The organism is Paenibacillus algorifonticola (genome assembly GCF_000971975.1).
Lineage (GTDB): Bacteria > Bacillota > Bacilli > Paenibacillales > Paenibacillaceae > Pristimantibacillus > Pristimantibacillus algorifonticola.
In genome coordinates this window covers 126,700-148,523 of the sequence record NZ_LAQO01000011.1, presented here as the reverse complement: position 1 = coordinate 148,523, position 21,824 = coordinate 126,700, and the positions used below count along the sequence as shown (strand labels likewise).

Sequence of the window (21,824 nt, the reverse complement as noted above, 5' to 3'; positions counted from 1 at the left end):
ATCGCATGGAAAAAAGAGGATGAAAAGCCGAATAAAGAAATAATAAAAAAACAAAAGGCCAAGCAGCTGCCTGGCCTTTCGAAAAAATACCTGTAAACGAATTATTTCAATTTATTCAGTTTGTCGCCGAAACGCTCAGCCAGCGAGTAGCTCATGCTTTGGCTGTTCAAGCTAACATTAGGATTGTTCAGTTCCTCTTGTTTAGGAGCGCGCTCGCGTTGTTGTCTTTCTGGCTTTTGCGGTTGCTCAGGAGCTTCTTCTGTTTCCTTGATGCTCAGGCTAACGCGTTTTTCAGCAGGGTTGAAGTCAAGAACTTTCGCTTGAACTTCTTGCCCTTCTTGCAATACCTCGAAAGGAGTCGCAATATGACGGTGAGCGATTTGGGAAATGTGTACCAAACCTTCAACGCCTGGAGCAATTTCAACAAATGCGCCGAAAGTAACGAGGCGACGAACCGTACCTGTTACGATATCGCCAATGTTGAATTGGCTTCCAGCTGTTTCCCAAGGACCTGGTTGAGCAGCTTTCATGCTCAGGCTGATTTTACCAGCAGCCGGATCAACTTTAAGAACTTTAACCGTTACCGCTTGACCTTCAGCTACTACATCCTTAGGATGAGCAACGTGCTGCCATGAAAGCTCGGAAACGTGAACGAGACCGTCAACGCCGCCGATATCAATGAATGCACCAAACGGTGTCAAACGTTGAACTGTACCTTCAAGCTGCTCTCCTGGTTTAAGAGCCGCGATCAATTTTTGTTTGTTGCCTTCAAATTCTGCGTCCAATACTTCTTTCGCGGACAGAATAACTTTGCCGTTCTCTTGGTCGATTTCTTTCACTTTTACGCGAAGTGTGCGGCCTTTGTAGTCGCTGAAATCTTCTACAAAATGACGCTCAACCATCGAAGCCGGGATAAAGCCGCGTACGCCAACATCAGCGACAAGGCCGCCTTTTACAACGTCAGCTACGACAACTTCAAATACTTCGCCGCTCTCGAAACGAGCTTGAAGCGAATCCCAAGCGCGCTCGCCATCTACGCTTTTCTTCGAAAGAACAAGCTTTTCTTTCTCGTCATCAATGCTGATAACTTTAAGCTCAACTTCTTGGCCTACTTGTACGGCTTCGTTTGCATTATCCAATTGAACTGCAGACAGCTCGCGAATCGGGATAACACCGTCATATTTATATCCAAGGCTTACGTAAGCTTGGTTATCTTCGATTTTGACGATCGAACCTTTAACTGTATCCCCTTTTTTCAAGGATACGAAATTATCCATAGCCTCTTGATTTTCCGCTACTGCGGACTCTTGCACATTGGTTTCTTCTGACATTGAAATAACCTCCTCAATTCATCCAACAACTTTTCAACTTACAATTTTATTTAAATCCGCCAACGTTCTAAAGTAAAACATTAAGCAGCATTTAAAACAGCTATGTTTATTTGTTCGCTGCAATAAGGGCGCGAACGTCCATCATAATCGCATCAGTCAGACGGTCCAGCTTATCCGGTGAGGAATCATCAATAAATGCGGAAAGATCAACCGGCTTGCCATAATAAACCGTTACTTTGCGAAACAAGGAATAATTACCCACAATTGCTACAGGAATAACAACAGCATTGCTGCGAAGCGCAATCATTGCCGCTCCCTTCTTCGCTTCCCCGCCTTGATTGCGGCGAGAGCCTTCCGGGAAAATCCCCATTACATTGCCTTCTTTCAGCAGGGTGATTGCTGATTTGATCGCCTCTTTGCTCACGCCTCCGCGCTTAACTGGAAAAGCTCCAAATGCCCGAATGAGCGGCCCGAAGACCGGAATTTTAAATAATTCCGCTTTCGCCATATAATGGACTTTTCGTTTAACTTTGACACCGACCGTAGGCGGGTCAAAATTGCTGACATGATTGGCGCATAAAATGACAGGCCCGTCAGCAGGTATATTCTCAAGCCCTTTGGCTTCAAGACGGAATAGGCATATATAGAGCACACGGAGAAGAAATCGGAACAACAGGTATAACATAGTTTACTTCGCCCCCGCCAGTTTGGTTCTGCTTAATTTGACAATAGCCTGGGCGACCTCTTCGATCGGCATCGCCGTGCTGTCCAGCAGGATTGCATCTTCAGCGCGGACGAGCGGTGAAATCTCCCGCTGTTCATCCAGTTGGTCACGCTGCGAAATTTCTTCCGCAAGCTGTTCAAGCGTCACCGGCTGCTTGCCGGCCACCTCCTTGTACCTGCGAAGCGCACGCTCCTCAACGGATGCTGTTAAAAACACCTTCAACTCAGCGTTCGGAAGCACATGGGAACCAATATCCCTTCCATCCATGACAACACCTTTGTCCTCAGCCAGCCTGCGCTGCGCTGCGCCAAGAAATTGCCTAACCGCTTCATTCGCCGCATAATGAGACACATTAAGCGTCACATCGCGTGAACGAATTTGTTCGGTGACATTTTTTCCATTCAAAAAAACAGTCTGTCCATTGTCGCCAGCCTGCAGCTTAATGTCCAAATGTGTCACATGGTCAGCCAGCTTGCCAGCTTCCTGCGGCCCAATACCCGCCTGCTGCGAACTATAGGTCACGGCTCGATACATAGCACCTGTATCAATATAAATATATCCTAATTGTTCGGCAACTTTACGCGCTACTGTGCTTTTCCCTGCTCCAGCAGGTCCATCGATCGCAATGTTGATTCGCTCGCCGTCACCGTCTTGCTGCATCACTAAAAGTCAACCCCCCTTATGTCGAGATGGCTGGCTTGATACACCGTGACAGATGCGACGCTAACCTCTCAATAAAAAAGCAGGCTTTGCCTGCGGACGTGAAAATTATACCACACTATACGAACGGATGCAAAAACACCATCCACCCCGCTCCTAGATGTTTGAACGCATTATGAAGAAACCTGTCCTTGCAGACGGGTTCCTTCCATACGTTCAACTCCCGACAGCAAGTGTCTGACCGTGCTGCTTTGCAGCGCCGTTTGCGCAAGCAAACAGGCTATAAGCAGCGCCGCGGCCGCGATGCCGAGCCATTTTCCTATTTTATCAAACCGAACTGAAAAAGACGGGCAAGGAGCTTGTCCCTCCTGCCGTTTCCGGTTTTGCCCAGACACGCGAGCCATACAATCATTCCCTTCTATCCCTGTTAAAGGATAGCATGCCTAGAGGGTGCTTTTACTATTCAGCGGTTGCGGAATTCCAGCTGTCGTTCAAAGCAGAAGCGAATAATCCGCTGACGGTCTGTATCATTAATGCCGGCAAATTTAATCATCGCCTGATTGCGCCCCGTTTCAAGCTGTACAACCCTCACAATTTCCGCATTGAATGATGCGTGTTCAATGGAACCATTTTTATAAGGAATAAGCAGCCAGCACTCCAGCACCTGACCACGGGAAATCGTCCATTTCCCATCGCAAATGAACGAAATTCCGCCGCCGCCAACATCATCTGTAAGTGCCACGAAGCGGACCTGATCCGGCATTTTCACTGCAATTTCAAGCTCTGCAGCTACCCGCAGGAAATTGCGCCGCTGCACCTTTGTAATCTGATCAAGCTCTGGCCTCCGGATTTTGACCAGCTTAACGACATCTTCCCGGAAACCAAGAACATGGGAATTAAAGAAATGCTTGATTCCGTCCTCCGATACAAAATAGACCGAAAGCTCGTCGCCCAAAAACATCCTTTTCATTCTGCCATTTTGGCTATTTATCGGGTTCTCAATCAAAAAACCTTCATCCAGTACCTCGGCAATACGCGCCTTATACTCGATGGCAGCTTCTGCTTCATCAGAAGAAGCAATTTGGAAAAATAACATTTGATTAATTTTCGGCAACAAGTTGGCTCCCCCCTATAATGCTGTCATTATAACACGACATATAGAGAGGAGCCATAAGGTTATTTACCGGAACTTGCCACTTTGTCAAGCGAAGACATAACTTCAATCGCTTCTTCCAAGCCGTTGTCTGCATTAATGTAAATTCGGTAGTCGCTATCATTGATCCGGCCCGTATATTCATAGCATAACACTTCGTTGCCGTCATCGTTTTTGATCAGCGCCATCTGCTCTTTTGAGACTTTCATTTCCGGGTTCAGCGCCTTGCGGGCATCTGCTTTGGAAATGCCTGCCTTAGGCAGCGTACGCTTATGATGCTCGAACACATATTCATTCGCTTGCAGCGCCGCTATATCTCCGTTATCAAGCGCAACTTTGACCGTCAGCTTGTCTGGATAAATCAGCACATCGTCCTGGTTGCCGACGAAGCTGAACGTTCCTGCATTATCATACGCGTCATAGCTTACCGCCTTCATGCCGTCAAATCCATGCTCTTTCAAAAATTTTTCAGCCGCAGCCCGCGCTTGATCGATGCCTAGCTGCTTCTCTCCAATATCACGAGGGTCCATATAAGCGATAAGCTGACCGCCCTTTTGCGAAAAATCCATATGGATCGCTCTGCCCGACTTATGCTCGGACAATACTGCGGAATACGAAGCATATTCCGTGCCTTTGCCATTTTCCTCGACGCGAATGTCCTTGCCCTCGCCCTTTTTGCCGGCAAACTTGGCGGCACGCTGCTTAATTTCATCTGCCGTTACAGCTTTACCGCTCAGCATGCTGATCGGACGCTTCTCGTACATGCTGGAAACCGAAGGGCCCCAGTTAATTTCCGGATAATCGCTCACCTTTTTATCGACACCCTTGAAGCCGTCCACAATCGTCTGATCGCCCTTAGCCTGCTGAGCCGCCAATGACAGCTCGACATCCATCCAGCGCAAATGATTCGAGAGCACTTTTTCCTGCATGCCTTGCAAATCCTTTGAAATATCCTTTGAGTTGGCATACAGCGTTTTGAGGGTTTTGAATTCATCCTCAGACAGCGGCTGCTTCGTCAAATCGCGAACGGAAGTTTTATAGGCAAAATTGGCGATGCGCGACAAAAATTCCTCCGCCTCGTTAAATGGAAGCATCGAAAGCGGCAGCTGGTTGATTTCGTTCTGCGCCTCGCTTGTTAGCCGCCATACGTTAACGAGCCCTTTTCGATGATACGCTTGTGATGTGGAATTGACTGCTAGCGTATTGCCAAGCTGCTGATGCAGCTTATCCACATGGTAAGTTAAATCATGGAACGCCCGTTGATACTGATTTTCCGCCTTCATCAATACAGCGTTTTTCTCCTGATGCTCCTGATAGCCCCAATAGAGCGAACCTACCAGCAAAATAGCCGCAATCGGAAACAATACCGCGCTTATCCGTTTATAAACCATACAAAAAGCTCCTTTCTTGTGCAAACCTGGTGTTAGTTTGGTTTGCTGAAAGGAGCTTTATGCATTCAATTTGTTTAAAAAGTATGTTCTTCAATATCAAGATCGTCGATGTTGTTGCAAATGCATTGCTTGAAACCAGTATCTATGCCGCTGCTTTCGCGCTTGCCGCGCAAAACGAACTTCTCGCCACATACATTGCAGCGAATGGTCACTTTCACTCTAACTGCTTCCATCCCTACCTCCAGCTTATCGAAAAATTTCCTCTAGCTTTCAGTATGGACGGCTGCTTTACAATTTAACCTCTTCATCCCGCTTCAAAAAACGAAACGGCGAGCGCGAGTTGGCCCGCTGCATTTTTCGGAGCCCAACGACCCATAGCACGGCCATGAACGGAATAATGAACCAGATCCAGCTGGAACGCAGCGTGATCATGATCCAGTCATAGCTGCCGTGCAGCATAATGGGCAGCAGAAACGATACAGCGATATAATTTCTACGCTTTTTGCCATTGCTCTCGAACTTGGCTTTGCCTACATAATAGCCCATCATAATACCGAAGAGGGCATGCCCCGATACAGGAAGCAGCGCTCTCACAACAAGCGAGCCGAACGATGCGGGAGCCAGAAAGGCATACATCACATTTTCGAGTGTCGCAAATCCGAGCGAGATGGAGCCGGCGTAAACAATGCCGTCGTAAGGCTCGTCAAACTCCGTATGATTGTAAATAAAATGATAAAGAACGAACCATTTCATAAATTCCTCTACACTGGCCGATTGCACAAAGGAAAATACGATTGGATGATCGCCCCACCACAGCTGCAGGCCGCGCTGAACAACCATAATCGGCAGCACAATCAGCACGCCCAGCAAAAACATCCGGACGACCATATGAATAGGCTCCGTATCGTATTTGTCCTTTAAATATAAATAAGTCAGCAGCGCTATTCCTGGTGCCACCGCTGCCGTCAAGACAGAAATCCACATCATCGTCGCTCTTCACCCCCCATGCTGCGCCTGCTATACCCACCCCCGATAACGGGAGGCTTCCGCCATTTTGCGGATTCCCGCCATATAGGCAGCGAGCCGCATATCCACTTTGCGGTTTTGGTGGATTTCGTATACTTGCGCAAAACTGCGTATCATTATTTTTTCAAGCTTCAATATTCAATTGCTGCTGGTACAAGCACATCACAGGGCAGCTCAAGCAGCATGCTGTTCGTAATCGTTGAAGAAATCAAACGTATCACATTACCGAACGAATCCCGCTTGTCCAACAAATCAGGGATGTCCAGTCCTACTTCATTATACAACGCTCCGGACACATCGGATATACTTATTACGCGAGCTCCAGCTTCATGCATGAATTTAGCAAGAAAGCTGCCGCATTGCCGAACCCTTGAATAACGATGCGCGCATTATGTAAAGGGATGTTTTTTCAGCCTGAGTGCTTCCTGAATCATCACGGCAACACCCCCGCGCCGCCGCAGTTCCCTGCCTCTGGAGCCGCCTAGCACAAGCGGCGGACACTATATTCCAGCAATTGTACGGATAAATAAAAAGAAGAAGAGCATCAGCAGGCTTGACGCTCCTGCAGATGCTCCATTCATTGCGCCCTCTTCGCTTAAGCATGGCCTAGTTGAAAAAATGAGTGCATATTTCTTTCACAGCCTCGGAAGGCATGATTACTTTCCCGTACTCCTCCAGCATCGCATAAGTGACCGATGTGGCTTCCCCGTATTCCGCCAGCAGGGCGATAACGGCATTATGGCGGGACGTTTCAATCAAAGCCGGTTCCAGCGCCAGTATATATTTATTATTGTAAGCATACAGGCGCCCATCTTCTGTCAGGGCAGCGGCTTGCAGCTGTCTGCAAACCTGTATAACATCCTCGAAATCGCGAAAGGAATACATGACGATATCGCTTTGCTCAAGCGTCACTTCCATTTCGTAAATTTCGTCATCTGCGTCATCATCATCGGACGTTCTCTCTTCCGAGCTTCCGTTCATTTTGCCGCGAGTGACAATCACGACCATACCTTGGGCCGGCAGGGCAAACACTTCGACCGCTAACGGTCCACTGGCATCGAATCCAAGTTCACTGTATGCTTGATCCATCATTTCACTGAATAGTTCGTGCACCTTTGGAATTTCGCGCCACATGTCGTCCTTCTGGATCCCTCGTTCCAGCAGGTCGTCGAACGTCAGAAATATTTTTATCTTGTCCTGACTAAGTCGTTCGATCTTCATGACAGGATCCTCCTCTGCAGCATCTGTTGTAACAGCGTATGAAATTTACAAGAAGATGTGACCAAATTGGTCAAATCAAACTATGTAACTACTTTATCATGTTCAAACTCGGATTGCACCTAAAATAGGCAAAAAGAATCGTTCGAAGCTGCACTTTTTCAGTGCCTCGTTCAAACGATTCCTTCCCGAAACTGTTGGTTAATGTGTCTTGTTCGACGATTCCGCCATGATCTCCTCGGCTTGCTGTTTCAGCTCCGGATCACTGTTCATCATTGCCTCAATCTGAACCCAGCCGTCGCCGAATTTTCCGGCGGTATCGTCTGTACGCTTTGGGGCCGTATTTACGGCCTTTTGCATCCATTTGTCGTTCCACAAGGACATCGCCTTGTGGCTAATCGTGGAGCAGGCGCTCGCCAGCACGCCCGCTGCGAGTGCAGCTGTACCCGGACGCTTGCGGGCAACAAAGAGAGCAGCGGCTGCCCCGGCGAGCCCTCCGAGAAGAAATCCTCTTAGCCTCATAGTAGCACAAAACCTCCTTGATTTAGGGCCCGAAAAATCCCTATTCAATATTCGATTTCACCCTATAGTGTGGCTTGCCTGACTGTATTTATCCTGCTTAATAAAGGAAATCCCGCGGCTTACAAAACACAGCATTATTGATTATGCTACAATAATACCCACTGATAACTACACCATATAAATGGAGGTTCATTATGTTTAAAAGAATGACCGCATCGCTCGCTGTTTTTCTAGGAGCCGCTTTAGTTGCTGCCGCTTGCAGCCAGCAAAGCGTCCCCTCAGGCAGCAACCAGCCGCAGGAAAGTGAGGCGGCACTGGAAAGCCAAGCGGCAGAGCAACTGCAAACCGCTTCGCCAGCCCTTCAGCAGGAGGAGCCCACAGCCTCGCCCAATACAGAAGCCGAAGTAACGCCTTCGCCAAGCGAAGCACCAGCAGCCAAGCTGTACAAAATGGACAGCGTATACCGCTTCAAGCCGCTGGATGAAGGGGCGACGGACAAAGTCGTGCTGCTGACCTTTGATGATGGGCCGCACAACAAGGAGGTGCTTACCAGCCTGCTCGATACGCTCGACAAGCATAAAGCGAAAGCGATCTTTTTCGTAAACGGCTACCGGGTTAAAGCAAACCCTGATTTGCTGACGCTCATTCACGAGCGCGGACAGACGATCGGCAACCACTCTTGGGACCATATCAATTTGAAAAAAGAATCCGCCGCCAAAGTGGAGCAGCAGGTTGCTGATGTCCAGGATACCGTCAAGGAGTTGACTGGCGAAGCGCCAAAGTTTTTCCGTCCGCCTTATGGGTCTGGCAACGATAGCGTCAAAGAAATCGTCAAAAACCACGGCATGCTGTACATGACGTGGTCCAACGGTTCGCTCGATTGGGAACAGAAATCTCCAGGAGATCCTGACAAAGTCGTCGCGAGTGTGCTGGAACAGCTCCATCCTGGCGCCAACATTTTAATGCATGAGCTGGCCTGGACAGCTGAAGCGCTTGACAAGCTGCTGACGCAGCTTGAAGACAAGGGCTATGGCTTCATTGATCCGGCTGCGATTGATACGAAACAGTCGAATTAGAAGCGTGGGACAGCAAAGCGCTCCAGCAGCTTAATTCGTATATTTCAATCCATACCAGAACAGCGCGCCGACCAAGCTTAGAAAGAGGAAAAACAATACATTATAATACCATCTCGTTACTTTGCTTGCGCCTGAAGGGAACTTTTTCCGTCTTGGGGGAAGGATCTCCCTTCCCTCTTCATTGATTCGGGGAGCTTCCATTTTCTCGGGCGACGGCCCTTTGCGCGATGTTTTCCCGAATTTTTGTACCCTGCTCATAATTGCCCTTTCGGTTCCCTCCTGAATCTTATAATAAAGCCCATAATCATATCTATCGCAAAGTGAGCAAGAATTGGGGCCCACAAGCTGCCAGTTTGGATATAAATCCATCCTAAGCCGTAGCTAATGGAAAACACAAGTCCAGTTGGAATCCAATGCTTTAAATACCGGACATGAATCGCTGCAAAAATAATGCTTGTCCAATACGGCCCGAACGCGTGCTGCAAAGCACCTCTGAAAAGCAGCTCTTCACATACCGAGACGACAAACGACAATACGATAATATGCCAAATCGGGCGTTCACGGAAAATCCGGTCATTTACGCCGCCATCATCGGCTGCTTCATCAGGGACAAAGCGGGAAATAGACAAATCTACAAGCAGTACAACCGCCGCCAAACCTAGTCCAAACCACACGACATTAAGCTCTTTCGGAAAATGAAATAAATGAATTATGCTTTGACGCTGAAATAAAACCCATATCAAGCCGATAATAAAAGTAAGTGCTTGCGTCATGTACAAATTAATGAGCAGCATGCGATCGTCAAGCTCGTCAACGGTCACCTTGCGCACTCGTATTTTACGGATGTCGAATTTTTTCATAACTTCCCGCCCGTCCTGGAGGTTCGTATTTTTGAAGTAAATTCACCTGTACGCACAGGCTGCAAAAGAGAGCAATAATGAATACATACATAAAAGGGAGTTTTGTTATGGAAAAGCAGCTAACCCGTTCCGCCATGTTTTACAGCATAGGTTTTATTTTCATGCTGGTTTGCGCAGTCGGCGCATTTTTCTACGGTGTACAGTACGGCAGTGAGCAGACCAAAACCAGCTACGAAATGAAACAGTTAAACAGTGAGGCCAAATCCAAGTCGACTCCGTATCAGCAGCAGGATCTCGTCTCCTACTATCATACTGTATTTCTGCCCTACCGTGAATTCCAAAACGAATGGTTCAGCGCCTTGAAAAAACTGGAGCAGGATGATTCAGCCGATGGCAACGCCATATTTAAAGATTTGTCCAAGCTAGCCAAGAAAAAAGCAGGCGAGGTCGCTTCCTTCAATATGCAGCAATCGCCGCTGCTCGGTGAAGCACAGGCGAGCGTCATTAAAAGCCTTGAATTGTTTGAGCAAACGTCAAACAAAGCAGCGAACAAAGCGAAGACGCTCAATTCTGCGAAGCTCGTCGCAGCTGTTAATGATGATTCCATTTACCAAGCAGCCGTGAAGCAAACCCTTTCCTCGCAGCAATCGTATTACAGTGCGATGATGAAATGGGCGGCTACCGTGAACAGTGATATTCCTAACGAATACAAGTTCCCGAATATTTTGGAAATCAGCAAATGGAACAAGCTGCCCCTTATTGTGAAAAACAAATTGATGGCCGACCATTTGTTGTCGCATAAGCAATTAACGAACTACTATCCACAGGATCTGGTTATCCGGATCGATGAATTTATTAAGACGGGGCAAGCGAGCAAAATGAAAATCCGCTCCATCGCTGCCATTGCTGAGCTGCTGATGAATACAGCCGCTGTGCGTAGCGGTGACTACAGCAACGGTTCAGAGCAAATGTACAGCAAGGAAGTGCTGCCGCTGCTGCCTTTCTTCACCACCAACGCATCTTAACCGACCGGCTGCTGCTAGTCGTATTGAAACCCTTGAAGCAGGGCTATGGCCGCCATTCCTCCCGTCACATTGAGGAGGCTGCCGTAGCCCTGCTTTTCTAAATATCCGCATACATTAGCACTGCGCACGCCATGTGCACATACGATATAAAGCGGCTTGTCATCCGCTATTTGTCCCAAGTGATGAGGGATCGTATTCATCGGAATATGCGTGGACTGCTCCAAATGATAATAATCCCATTCAAACGACTCGCGAACGTCAATGACTTGCCCTGCCTCTATATGTCCTTTCTCCAACAGCTGCAAAAAAACATCCGCTTCGATCTCTTCCCAATTGCTCATCTCTCGTCTCTCCCCTTTATCTATTTAAACAGGCAATGCATGAATCATATCAAAAAATTTCACATTTGATCAAGTTTGAGGATTGCAATTGTCCATGTTAATGCTTTAAAATGATAAAGGCTATCCTTTCTGTCATTCGACATGATTCGAGGCGCCGTTTGACTATAAGAAACTCTCGCCTCGCATGCGTATGTGTGCAAGGGCGGTTTTTATTTTAGTATCACACCTGATGTAGCTTACGAAATGATTTTTACATTCGCAAAAATTTTAGGGGGCAATCTACTTATGTTTAAAGTGCTAGTATCCGATCCTATCAGCGATCTGGGCATCCAACAGCTTGTAGACGCGGAAGATATCATTGTCGATAAAAAACCAGGTTTAAGCGAAGACGAGCTCGTCGCCATTATTGGCGAATACGACGCTCTGCTCGTTCGCAGCCAAACGCGTGTAACAGCACGCATTATGGAAGCCGGCAAGCTTCTGAAAGTTGTTGGACGCGCAGGCGTTGGCGTAGACAACATTGACCTGGACGCTGCAACCCAGCGCGGAATTATCGTTATTAACGCTCCTGACGGCAATACGATTACAACTTGCGAGCACACTTTCGCCATGATGATGGCCGTTGCCCGCCATATTCCTCAAGCTTACATGAAAACGGTCAATGGCGTTTGGGATCGCAAATCCTTCCTTGGCGTAGAGCTTCGCAACAAAGTGCTGGGCGTTCTTGGCATGGGCCGTATCGGCAGCGAAGTTGCAAAACGTGCGAAAGCTTTCGGCATGGACATTCTCGGCTACGATCCGTTTATGACGGAAGAGCGTGCAGAGAAGCTTGGCATTAAGCTTGCATCGGTGGAAGAAATTGTCCGTAACGCAGATTTTATGACTGTTCACACACCGCTTACACCTGAGACTCATCATATGATTGGCAAAGACCAATTTGCTGTTATGAAGCCTGGCATGCGTATCGTAAACTGCGCTCGCGGCGGAATCATTGATGAAATTGCTCTGGTTGAAGCGATTGATAAAGGCATCGTTGCTGGAGCGGCATTCGACGTATTTGAAGTTGAGCCTCCAGCTAAGGACCACCCGTTCCTGAAACATCCGAAAATCATCGTTACGCCTCACCTTGGCGCATCGACAGTAGAAGCGCAAGAAAATGTTGCGATTGACGTTTCGGAGCAAGTGCTGCACATTTTGCGCGATGAGCCGTTCAGCAATGCCGTCAACATGCCGCCAATTCCAGCTGGCCTGCAAAGCAAGCTTCAGCCTTATTTCATTCTTGGAGAGAAGCTGGGCAGCTTTATTTCCCAAATGACAGACGGTGCGGTACAGGAAATCGTTGTTGGCTACTCGGGTGATCTTGCAGAAGTAGATACACAGCCACTGACTCGCTACGTTGTCAAAGGCATTCTGTCCCACCACCTTGGCACAGAGCAAGTGAATGTCGTCAACTCAATGCACCTTGCGAAAGAGCGCGATGTTAACATTGTCGTTCAAAAATCGCATATTGCAAAAGACTTTACGAATCTCGTAACCGTATCGCTGCGCACGAAGAAGGAAGAACGTACCGTTGCCGGCACACTGCTCACAGGTTATGGCCCGCGTATCGTTCAAATTGACAATTTCCCTGTCGATGTTACGCCTGAAGGCAACCTGATCCTGATCTCGCATAACGATAAGCCTGGTATTATCGGCCGCGTAGGTACGTTGCTTGGAACGAATGACGTGAACATTGCAACGATGCAGGTTGGTCGTCAGCTAGAGGGCGGCTCCGCGATCATGGTATTGCGTGTTGACAAAGGAACACCGAAAGAGGTTCTGGAGCAGCTTACGAACTTGACCGAGCTGAACACTGCAAAAGAAATCAAAATCTAATACGGACTTCTGTCCATGCAAAAAGCCCCGAAGTGGTCATTGATGACCATTCCGGGGCTTTTGTTTGCCATTATGCCTGCACTGTCCTGCCCTGCTTATACCTTCTTATTGTCCAAACGCTTCACATAATCAGAAGCGGGCACCGAGGCATGTTCCGTAATGCGAGATACTTCCGCCGAGACTTCCGCATATTCTCCTGCCTCAATCGCAGCAAACATGCTCAGCATAACCTGCAGCATCTCCTTAGGAAGGCCTGCCCCTGACAGCAGGCTGCTGTACTCCTCCGGATCGGCTTCTAGCGCCTTAAATTCCTTGCCTTGCTCTTGCAATAAGCAACGCCGCGATATCAATGAGATTGACCGCCTGAGGCCCTGTCAATTCATAGGACTTATTGTTGTGCCCTTCCTCAAGCAGTACAGGCGCTGCTCAGCTTAGAATGATAGTCGCATACGGCGAGTATCCGCTGGCGCAGCTGCACTTCGAGCGGCTGATCTGCCTCTGGCTTACGTTAAAGGAGGCACGATTGACTGTCGCACGGTCGGATATATCACGAACGCTGATCACATCAAAATCCTTTTCACCTAGCAAGGAAATAAGTGCATCAAGGAGCAGCTGCCGTCTGCCGTGTCCGGATTACTCTAGGATCTTTTGAATTGGTTTTTATTGTCACACCTTGCTCCTTTAACGTTTATTTCTTTGACAACTATATTCAATATATTCGAATGTTTCACGAGCAACAAGATTTAATGCTTCTTTTCAACAAAAAATAGCGCTCCTATCGGAGCGCCTTGACAGCTAATGCTTTGTTTCGACAGGCAGCAGCAGCGTAAAGGTCGTTCCTTTGCCGAGTATGCTATCTACTTCGATTTGCCCATTATGCTGGGTTATGATGTTTTTGACGATCGCAAGACCGAGCCCTGTTCCTACAGAGGAACCGCGCTTGCGCGATTTGTCCGCTTTGTAAAACCTTTCGAAGATATACGGCAAATCCTCGCTAGGAATGCCTTGTCCCTCATCTTTAATTTGCATTTGAATATAGTGGGTCTGGTTAATCGTCATGGGGCTTGCCGCAATAGTCACGGACTTGCCCAGCGGCGTATGCCGCAGCGCATTATCAAGCAAATTTGTCAGCACCTGCTCAAGCCGGTCTTCATCCGCCCCTAGCAGCAGCAAAGGCATATCAGGCAATTCTGTCTTGAACATGACTTCCCGTTCCTTGGCGAATACCTGGAACTTACGATGCACACGCCTTATAATTTGCAGCAAGTCAACCTGCCGCAAATTCAGCTCCACATGCCCGGCTTCCATGCGCGCCATATCCAGAAAATCATTGACCAGTCTGCCCATACGCAGCGATTCATCATAAATAACCTGCACAAGCTCCTTGCGCTCCTCTGGAGAAGCAACAATATCATCAAGCAGCGCTTCGCTGTAGCCTTGCATCATCGAAAGCGGCGTTCTAATCTCATGTGAAACATTCGCCACAAAGTCACGCCGCAGCTTCTCCAGCTTATGCTCCTCCGTCACGTTCCGAATGACCGCGACCGCTCCGCGGGCAACGCCATCACGCAGCAGTGGGGCCATGACGACCGACCACATGCTGTTGTGCACGTATACTTTATTGGAAACGTCGCGGCCTTCGTCCATGACCTTCTCGAATATATCAAGCAGCGGTCCAGGAACAGAAGAGTATGGCTTTGTGCTATCGTAAAAAGCATCGCCCCACTCCTGATCCAGATCAGCCCAGCGGTTAATAAGCAGATGCCCCGGCGGATTTGTCAAAATAATTTCGCCCTCAGCATCAAACGTAATGACCCCGTCCCCCATACTGCGCAAAATGCTCGACAAATGCTCCTTCTCATGATTAAGATCATGAATCAGCTTGTCCACCTGCTCAGTCATATGGTTGAACGTATTCGCCAGCTCGCCAATTTCATCATTAGAGCGAATCTTCACCCGCATCTGATAATTTCCTTGCGATATCGAATCCGCAGCCTCCTTCAGTTCCAACAGCGGCTGCTGAATTTTACGCGATAGAAAAAAAGCAAAAAAGGTTGACATCAGAAAACCGATAACCGCAACGATGATGAACAGCAGCATCACTTCATGGCTGGCATCTTTTTCAAACAAATACCCAATATACGGAACAAGAAATACGCCAAGCGTCAGCAGCACGACAGCCACGAGCAAAATAATCGTCACCCACAGCTTGCCAACGACGCTATGCCACAACAGAAAAGGAGAGTACTTCCTCCAGTTCATTACTTTGGCACCTCAAGCTTGTAGCCGACGCCCCATACCGTCGTAATCATTGCCGCTGCATCGCCCGACACCTTGTTCAGCTTCTCGCGCAGGCGCTTGACATGCGTATCAACGGTTCGGAGATCACCGAAAAACTCATAGTTCCATACATCCTTAAGCAGTTCCTCACGGGAAAAAACTTTATCCGGTGAAACAGCCAAATAGTGCAACAGTTCATATTCCTTTGGCGTCAAGCTCACTTCCTGACCTGCCGCTGTTACGCGGTGGGCATCATGCTCAATGACCAAATGCGGGAATACGATATTGTTGCTGGAATTGACTTCCTTCGTCAAAAAGGCAGTGGCCGAGGAGCGGCGCAAAATCGCCTTCACCCGATAAATCACTTCGCGCGGGCTAAATGGCTTGACGACGTAATCGTCAGCTCCAACTTCAAACCCTTGCACGCGATTCATTTCCTCGCCTTTCGCAGTCAGCATGATGACAGGCGTCGCTTTCACTTGACGGAGACGGGAGCACATTTCCACGCCGTCAATGCCTGGAAGCATAACGTCGAGCAAAATAAGCGCATAATCCGTAGCCGTAGCCATTTGCAGCGCGGATTCTCCATCTTCCGCTTCATCAATGACGTAGCCTTCCTTTTCCAAATACATTTTGAGCAAACGGCGAATCCGTTCTTCATCGTCAACAACCAAAATTCGGCTGGCGAAATTGGACATATTCACTAACCCCTTTCCCAATCGCGATTAATTCGTTCCCGCGTATGAATGAAGGCCCGCTATTACCAGATTTACGCCAACCAGCGTAAACAGAATAACGACGAAGCCAATGACCGCGAGCCAGGAGGACCGCAGGCCCTGCCAACCGCGCGACAATCTGAAATGCAAATAAGCACTGTAGTAAAGCCAGGAAATAAGCGCCCAAACTTCCTTCGGGTCCCATCCCCAAAACCGCCCCCATGCAATATTGGCCCAAATCATTGCAAAGATGAGCGCGCCCAGCGTAAAAATCGGAAAGCCAATCGCAATGGCGCGGTAGCTGATTTCATCCAGATCATCCGGGTCAACGCCCTCCATGACCGGATGAATAACCGCACCAAGCGGCTTGCGGAATACAAGGCGGAGCAAGCCATACAAAATCGTTCCGGCAATAATCGACCAAATGACCGTATTGAGCTTGCGGCCCGCATTAACGCCGTTCATCCAAGATGGTGCCTCGAGCTTTGTATCTGTCATGCCAAGGAAGCTGTCCGCATGTACGACCTCGCTGTTATAAGGCTTCACAATCGGAGGCAGTGTGTAATCAACCGTCTCGACTTTAGAAGACTCAATCCCTTTGGCGTCAACTGTCGACATCTCTTGCGAGAACTGCGCTTCATAACCAGCGGCGCGGAAACCAAATACCGCAACCAGAAAACCAATAATAATAATGATCGTATATAACGAGAACTCTACCCAAAAACGCGATCTCCGTGCTTCCTTCGTCTCGCTATTAAAATCAACAACCCGCAGCAAATACATAAGTCCGGCAGCAAAGCCGACGGCAAAAAAGGCTTCACCAAGCGCAGCTGTCGTAACATGTACTTTAAGCCATATCGAGTTAAGCGCTGGAATAAGCGGCTGAACCTCCTGTGGAAATACCGAAGCATAAGCTACGATAATAACGGTTAGCGGCAGGGAGAACATCCCCAGCAGCGCTTTACGATAAATCGCATATATAATCGTAAAAGCAATCATAATCGCCATGCCGAGGAAGGTCATAAATTCGTACATATTACTCGTTGGAATTTGACCGCTTCCTGCCCATCTTGTGAAGAAGAAGGTCAGATGGGCGGCCAGCCCCAAGCTTGAGGTGATAAACGCAATGCGTCCCCAGCGCTTCTCATGCTGAAACGGATCGCGGTTGCTCCACTTTTTTCCCGCAATCGCAATGACATAAAATAAAAAGGCAAAGCAATACAGAAAAAAAGCGGCTATAAAAGCATCACTGCTCAAATCAACTAAACTCACGCGTTATTCCCTCCGTTATCTAGCGACTTTGGATCTACGGTCACGCCAATCTTTTGAAGCGCTCCCGCCACATCCGCACGCATGCCGTACCAGTTTTTATTCGTGTGCGCGCCAAGCGAAAGCTGGCCGTCGTCTATGCGCAGCCAAATTCTGCGATGCTGCCAGTATGAACCCATCAATAGACCGATCATCGAGATAGCAGCACCTACCCAGACAAAGTTCAGCGCCTTGTCCACACGAACATTAAGCGAGGTAGAAGCTTCTGAGAAGTTGACATTTTGCATCCCATCGACCTTGATCTCAACTTTGCTTGCTAAAGCGCCATTAATTTGATCTTGCCCGAACTTCTCCTTGTCCTTCTGCATCGGAAAATACATATAAGGCTGTCCCGCTTCAGGGAGTCCCGGTCCAGTAATCAGAAAGACGAATGCTGGCGCATTCGGTTCACGCCCAAGCGTCGTCGGTTCGCCGTTCTCGCCAACTGCGAAATCCATGTAATTGGCGATCAGCCGCATTTTGTAAGGGCCGAGCTCATAATTCAGCGCCGCATCCTTCATCGTCAGCTCGAAAGGCCCGTATTGCTCGCCCGTCTCTTTATTGATCAGCATAGGCTTGACGCTAATCAGCTTGGGCGTCAGGTCGAAGTCAAACTGATACAGCTTCAAACCTTTGTATTTCAGCGGGCTGTTGACGATAATATCATGCCTCGCTACTTCCTCAAGCACCGGCGTCTCACCAGCCTCGCAGCCGCTTGAACATGTATAAAGCACAGCCGCCGTTTCATAAAGCTTCGCCCTAGCTTGTCCCTTCAGCTCCGGCGGAAGCTCATCATCCGTATAAAAATCAACGGTAAACTTTTCATTTTTGACATAATAGTTGGTGCCTTCAATCGGTACGGTCGCTCCGTCAGCGATGGTAATATAGCTGTCCATTTGCCAGCCTGGCAAGCTGCGGGCGAGTATCGAGAGCAGAAACAAAATAAGGCCGATATGATTAATATAAGGTCCCCATCTACTAAATCGGTTTTTCTCCGCAAGCAGCGCTGAGCCGTCCATATGAACGCGGTAGCGCTTCCGCTTTAGCTGAGCCGCAAACTGCTCCACCCATGCTTCGGCAGGCTCGTCCACTTTTGCGGAATAAACCGTCTTCTGCCGATTGATGAACTGGAGATGCTTGCGAATTTGCTGCTTGCTTAGCGCCCTATAAAGCGGCAAAATCCGGTCCAGGCTGCAAATGACGAGTGACGTCCCGATCATTACAAGCAGCGTAATGAACCACCACGACTCGTAAGTATGCGACAACCCCAGCATCTGATAAATTTTCCCCGGGGTGCCATATGTGCTTTCATAATAAGCCGCAATATCAAAATTGTTAATAAACGTGTTTTCCTGCGGGTAGATCGTTCCGAGAGTAGCGCCGAGAAACGTCAGCACAATCAAATAAATCGCAATTTTGACGGAAGAAAAAAAGCTCCAAATCCGGTCGATCAGATTTTGGTTTTTTTTCTGCGACCGCCGGGCAATGCCGTCATAACGCATTTCCAGCGGCTCATTTTGCTGCTGGTCCTCCATAAGCGGCTTGCCGCAGCTTTCGCACAGCACAGTTCCAACCGCGTTCTGATGCCCGCATTCACACTTGGTGTTATGTATAGATAACACGGAAGAAACCTCCTAATACGTTAACAGCTTCGCAATACGCTCATCAATATATTCCTCTGTCATTCCACCAACTGTAATATCCATAATAGTGCCATCCGGCTTAACGAAAAAAGTAGTCGGATATGACCTTAGTCCGTACTTACGCTCCGTCTTCCGGTCAACATCGCGCAATATCGGATAGTTCAGCTCAAACTGATGGACAAAATTGTTAACGGTGAGTGTATCCTCACTCAAATTAATAGCCAGAATTTCGAGGCCATCATTTTGCCATTTGGCAAATTGACGTTCGAATTCCGGCATTTCTTTCACGCATGGCGGGCAAAACGTTCCCCAGAAATTAACGACAATCGCTTTACCCTTATAATCGGACAGCTGATGCACGTTGCCCTGCAAATCTACAAGCTTAAACTCCGGCGGTGTGCCTCCCACCTTCGGAACGCCCCCGCTTTCGCCCGAAGCGAACAAAGTTGTTCCAATCGCATACCCTCCGATAATGAGCACGGCTGTCAATATGACGATTTGCATGATTTTGCGTGACGATTTCATAGGGCTTTCATCACCTGCATTTCGGTTAGTGTGTCAACATAGATAGTTTCATTATAACGAAAAGCTGGCGGCAATTGCCGCTGCCGCCGTCTACTTTTTATGAACTTTATGTGACTTGCGGGCAGCTTCGCGCAGCTCCTTCACTTCTACAGGCGTCAGATGGCGGAATTGCCCCCTTGCCAAATTATGCAAGCCCAGCTCGCCGAACTTCACCCTTCTCAAGCGAACAACAGGATGATTAATTGCTTCGAACATCCTTCTAACTTGACGATTGCGGCCTTCATAGATCGTAATACGGACGGTCGATGTATTTTCTTCCGTATTAACGTCCTGGTATTCCACCTCAGCAGGAGCGGTCATGCCGTCTTCAAGCTTAACGCCCTTTTTCAATTGGTCCAGCAGCGTTCCGTGAGGCACGCCCTTTACTGTCGCATAATAGGTTTTCGGTACATGATGGCTCGGATGCGTCAGAAGATTGGCGAACTCGCCGTCATTCGTCAGCAGCAGCAGCCCTTCCGTATCATAATCCAAACGGCCAACCGGATAGACGCGCTCCCTGATGCCCGGCAAATAGTCGGAGACGATTTTGCGGCCTTGTGGATCGCTCGCGCTCGTAATAACGCCCTTCGGCTTATTCAGCATCACATACACTTTTTTCTCATTTCGGATCGGCTTGCCATTCACGAGAATGACATCTACAGCAGGGTCCGCTTTCACACCAAGCTCGGTCACTTTCTCGCCATTGACTTCAACCACTCCGGCCAAAATCATTTCCTCGCATTTTCTTCGGGATGCGATGCCCGCTTGCGCTAATATTTTCTGTAAACGTTCCAATACTTTCACCTCAAACTTTATCATAACGATATGAAGCGCAAAGCACAAGCGCTGTTAACCGAATATGTACATGCAAATGAAAATTGCTGCTAAAAAACCGATCAGATCGGAAAACAAGCCCACTTTAAGCGCATATTTGGTTTTCCGGATTCCGATTGCGCCAAAATAAACGGTCAGCACATAAAGCGTCGTATCCGTACTTCCTTGAATGGTAGAAGCAATCCGGCCAATCATGGAATCAGGACCATATGTATGAATTAAGTCTGCGGTAAAAGCAAGCGACCCTGCCCCAGTCAACGGCCTGAGCACCGCAAGCGGCAATACCTCGCTCGGTATGCTGAGCCAATCGAACAACGGTCGAACGACGCCAATCATAAAATCCATCGCGCCCGAAGCACGAAACATGCTGATCGCTACCATCATCCCGACGAGATGAGGAATAATTGCAATTGCTGTGCCGAAGCCATCCTTGGCCCCTTCAGTGAACGTCTCATAGACCGGAACTTTGCGAAAAGCCGCATAAAGCGGAATAAATACGATAATAGCAGGTATCAGCCATGCCGATGCTCTTGTAAAAGCTTCAAGCAACTCCGCCACCTCCCCCCGAAGCTGCCGCTGCTCCCGGCTTGGCCGCTGGGGCAAGATGCTGGGACGGGCCTTTGATGATAGGCGGCTTCTGCCTGCTGCGGTACCAGCGATCAGCCGCTATCGCTGCTGCGGTAGCAATAAACGTTGCGGCGAGCGTCGTACCGACGATTTCCGCCGGATTCGCCGAGCCATAATTCATGCGAATCGCAATTAATGTAGTAGGAATCAGCGTAATGCTGGATGTATTTAACGCGAGCAGCGTGCACATGGCTGGAGTTGCGACAGCCGGATCTGGGTTCAGCTTTTGCAGCTCCTGCATCGCCTTAATGCCCATCGGCGTTGCCGCGTTGCCTAATCCGAAGAGGTTGGCGCTGAGATTGCTCATAATATAGCCGAGTGCCGGGTGGTTTTTGGGCACATCCGGAAATAGGAAGCGAACGATGGGGCCGAGCAGCTGTGCCATTTTTTTCAACAGCCCGGCATCCTCCGCTATTCGCATCATCCCCAGCCAGAACACCATTATGCTGATCAGCCCGAAGCTGATTGTCACGCCGGCTTGCGCTCCCGTGAATGCTGCTCCGGCTACTGCATCGATTTTGCCATTAAAAGCGCCGACGACGACGCTGATGACAATTAAAAACAGCCAAATAAAGTTAACCATGCTTCCCGCCTCCCCAAGCAGTCAAGCGTAAACGGCGGCTACCTGAACAATCATGAAGCAGCCGTTT

At 48.6% G+C, this 21,824-nt stretch carries 25 protein-coding genes and 2 pseudogenes; 3 read left to right on the top strand and 24 right to left on the bottom strand.

Annotated features, from left to right (window positions below):
• Positions 1-101: 101 nt before the first annotated feature.
• The 11 genes and pseudogenes from rpsA to WH37_RS18080 all read right to left on the bottom strand — a co-directional run bounded on the left by rpsA (position 102) and on the right by WH37_RS18080 (position 8,025).
• A complete protein-coding gene (gene rpsA, locus WH37_RS18125; RefSeq protein ID WP_046232013.1) occupies positions 102-1,331 on the bottom strand; it encodes a 30S ribosomal protein S1 in 1,230 nt (409 codons plus the stop codon).
• A gap of 106 nt (positions 1,332-1,437) precedes the next feature.
• Positions 1,438-2,016, bottom strand: a complete 579-nt coding sequence (locus WH37_RS18120; protein ID WP_046232012.1) for a lysophospholipid acyltransferase family protein — start codon at positions 2,014-2,016, stop codon at positions 1,438-1,440.
• A 3-nt stretch (positions 2,017-2,019) separates the two neighbouring features.
• Positions 2,020-2,715 carry a (d)CMP kinase gene (gene cmk / locus WH37_RS18115; RefSeq protein WP_046232122.1) on the bottom strand — a complete coding sequence of 232 codons (696 nt, stop codon included), beginning with the start codon at positions 2,713-2,715 and terminating at the stop codon, positions 2,020-2,022.
• Positions 2,716-2,888: 173 nt separating this feature from the next.
• Positions 2,889-3,119 carry a hypothetical protein gene (locus tag WH37_RS18110; RefSeq protein ID WP_046232011.1) on the bottom strand — a complete coding sequence of 77 codons (231 nt, stop codon included), beginning with the start codon at positions 3,117-3,119 and terminating at the stop codon, positions 2,889-2,891.
• Between the two features lie 59 nt (positions 3,120-3,178).
• Positions 3,179-3,832 (bottom strand): flagellar brake protein, encoded by a 654-nt coding sequence (locus WH37_RS18105; protein ID WP_046232010.1) that lies wholly within the window; start codon positions 3,830-3,832, stop codon positions 3,179-3,181.
• A gap of 59 nt (positions 3,833-3,891) precedes the next feature.
• Positions 3,892-5,259, bottom strand: a complete 1,368-nt coding sequence (gene ypeB / locus WH37_RS18100) for a germination protein YpeB (protein WP_046232009.1) — start codon at positions 5,257-5,259, stop codon at positions 3,892-3,894.
• Between the two features lie 74 nt (positions 5,260-5,333).
• Complete coding sequence (locus tag WH37_RS36055; RefSeq protein WP_177218001.1) at positions 5,334-5,492, bottom strand: hypothetical protein; 159 nt, start codon at positions 5,490-5,492, stop codon at positions 5,334-5,336.
• Positions 5,493-5,547: 55 nt separating this feature from the next.
• The gene (gene prsW, locus WH37_RS18095; RefSeq protein WP_046232008.1) at positions 5,548-6,246 is read right to left on the bottom strand and encodes a glutamic-type intramembrane protease PrsW; all 699 of its coding nucleotides are present in this window, start codon (positions 6,244-6,246) and stop codon (positions 5,548-5,550) included.
• 30 nt (positions 6,247-6,276) lie between these two features.
• Positions 6,277-6,779, bottom strand: a pseudogene (locus tag WH37_RS34815) (Glu/Leu/Phe/Val dehydrogenase); the annotation flags it as partial.
• Between the two features lie 112 nt (positions 6,780-6,891).
• Positions 6,892-7,506, bottom strand: coding sequence for a genetic competence negative regulator (locus WH37_RS18085; protein ID WP_046232007.1), 615 nt, complete (start codon positions 7,504-7,506; stop codon positions 6,892-6,894).
• Positions 7,507-7,704: 198 nt separating this feature from the next.
• Positions 7,705-8,025 carry a hypothetical protein gene (locus WH37_RS18080; protein ID WP_046232006.1) on the bottom strand — a complete coding sequence of 107 codons (321 nt, stop codon included), beginning with the start codon at positions 8,023-8,025 and terminating at the stop codon, positions 7,705-7,707.
• A gap of 194 nt (positions 8,026-8,219) precedes the next feature.
• Between WH37_RS18080 and WH37_RS18075 the strand changes: the two genes are divergently transcribed.
• Entirely contained in the window at positions 8,220-9,101 is an 882-nt protein-coding gene (locus WH37_RS18075) for a polysaccharide deacetylase family protein (protein WP_046232005.1), read from the top strand.
• A gap of 30 nt (positions 9,102-9,131) precedes the next feature.
• On the opposite strand, the gene WH37_RS18070 is transcribed toward WH37_RS18075, so the two are convergent.
• Both WH37_RS18070 and WH37_RS18065 read right to left on the bottom strand, forming a co-directional pair.
• A complete protein-coding gene (locus WH37_RS18070; protein ID WP_046232004.1) occupies positions 9,132-9,359 on the bottom strand; it encodes a hypothetical protein in 228 nt (75 codons plus the stop codon).
• Positions 9,356-9,961: a CPBP family intramembrane glutamic endopeptidase gene (locus tag WH37_RS18065; RefSeq protein WP_046232003.1), complete on the bottom strand. Its 606-nt coding sequence runs from the start codon at positions 9,959-9,961 to the stop codon at positions 9,356-9,358. The genes WH37_RS18070 and WH37_RS18065 overlap by 4 nt, the downstream gene beginning before the upstream one ends.
• A 107-nt stretch (positions 9,962-10,068) precedes the next feature.
• On the opposite strand from WH37_RS18065, the gene WH37_RS18060 reads away from it, so the two are divergent.
• Positions 10,069-10,986 carry a hypothetical protein gene (locus tag WH37_RS18060; RefSeq protein ID WP_046232002.1) on the top strand — a complete coding sequence of 306 codons (918 nt, stop codon included), beginning with the start codon at positions 10,069-10,071 and terminating at the stop codon, positions 10,984-10,986.
• Between the two features lie 14 nt (positions 10,987-11,000).
• On the opposite strand, the gene WH37_RS18055 is transcribed toward WH37_RS18060, so the two are convergent.
• Positions 11,001-11,327 carry a rhodanese-like domain-containing protein gene (locus WH37_RS18055; protein WP_046232001.1) on the bottom strand — a complete coding sequence of 109 codons (327 nt, stop codon included), beginning with the start codon at positions 11,325-11,327 and terminating at the stop codon, positions 11,001-11,003.
• A 285-nt stretch (positions 11,328-11,612) separates the two neighbouring features.
• Here WH37_RS18055 and serA point away from each other — a divergent pair, with 285 nt between their 5' ends.
• Positions 11,613-13,202 (top strand): phosphoglycerate dehydrogenase, encoded by a 1,590-nt coding sequence (gene serA / locus WH37_RS18050; protein ID WP_046232000.1) that lies wholly within the window; start codon positions 11,613-11,615, stop codon positions 13,200-13,202.
• 95 nt (positions 13,203-13,297) lie between these two features.
• On the opposite strand, the gene WH37_RS18045 is transcribed toward serA, so the two are convergent.
• The 10 genes and pseudogenes from WH37_RS18045 to WH37_RS18005 form a co-directional block, all read right to left on the bottom strand.
• On the bottom strand, positions 13,298-13,552 hold the full coding sequence (locus tag WH37_RS18045; RefSeq protein ID WP_046231999.1) for a hypothetical protein: 255 nt from the start codon (positions 13,550-13,552) through the stop codon (positions 13,298-13,300).
• Between the two features lie 160 nt (positions 13,553-13,712).
• Positions 13,713-13,872 (bottom strand): annotated as a pseudogene (locus WH37_RS35630) (TetR/AcrR family transcriptional regulator); the annotation flags it as partial.
• Between the two features lie 125 nt (positions 13,873-13,997).
• On the bottom strand, positions 13,998-15,464 hold the full coding sequence (locus tag WH37_RS18040) for an ATP-binding protein (RefSeq protein ID WP_046231998.1): 1,467 nt from the start codon (positions 15,462-15,464) through the stop codon (positions 13,998-14,000).
• Positions 15,464-16,180 carry a response regulator transcription factor gene (locus WH37_RS18035; RefSeq protein ID WP_046231997.1) on the bottom strand — a complete coding sequence of 239 codons (717 nt, stop codon included), beginning with the start codon at positions 16,178-16,180 and terminating at the stop codon, positions 15,464-15,466. Before WH37_RS18035 ends, WH37_RS18040 begins: the two co-directional genes overlap by 1 nt.
• Positions 16,181-16,207: 27 nt before the next feature.
• On the bottom strand, positions 16,208-17,470 hold the full coding sequence (gene ccsA / locus WH37_RS18030) for a cytochrome c biogenesis protein CcsA (RefSeq protein ID WP_046231996.1): 1,263 nt from the start codon (positions 17,468-17,470) through the stop codon (positions 16,208-16,210).
• Positions 17,467-19,128, bottom strand: a complete 1,662-nt coding sequence (resB, locus tag WH37_RS18025) for a cytochrome c biogenesis protein ResB (RefSeq protein WP_231594275.1) — start codon at positions 19,126-19,128, stop codon at positions 17,467-17,469. The genes ccsA and resB overlap by 4 nt, the downstream gene beginning before the upstream one ends.
• Before the next feature lie 12 nt (positions 19,129-19,140).
• Positions 19,141-19,674 (bottom strand): redoxin domain-containing protein, encoded by a 534-nt coding sequence (locus tag WH37_RS18020; RefSeq protein ID WP_046231995.1) that lies wholly within the window; start codon positions 19,672-19,674, stop codon positions 19,141-19,143.
• Between the two features lie 90 nt (positions 19,675-19,764).
• Positions 19,765-20,508, bottom strand: a complete 744-nt coding sequence (locus tag WH37_RS18015; protein WP_046231994.1) for a pseudouridine synthase — start codon at positions 20,506-20,508, stop codon at positions 19,765-19,767.
• A 54-nt stretch (positions 20,509-20,562) separates the two neighbouring features.
• Positions 20,563-21,096 (bottom strand): spore maturation protein, encoded by a 534-nt coding sequence (locus WH37_RS18010; protein WP_046231993.1) that lies wholly within the window; start codon positions 21,094-21,096, stop codon positions 20,563-20,565.
• Entirely contained in the window at positions 21,089-21,757 is a 669-nt protein-coding gene (locus WH37_RS18005; RefSeq protein ID WP_046231992.1) for a nucleoside recognition domain-containing protein, read from the bottom strand. The genes WH37_RS18010 and WH37_RS18005 overlap by 8 nt, the downstream gene beginning before the upstream one ends.
• Positions 21,758-21,824: the final 67 nt, after the last annotated feature.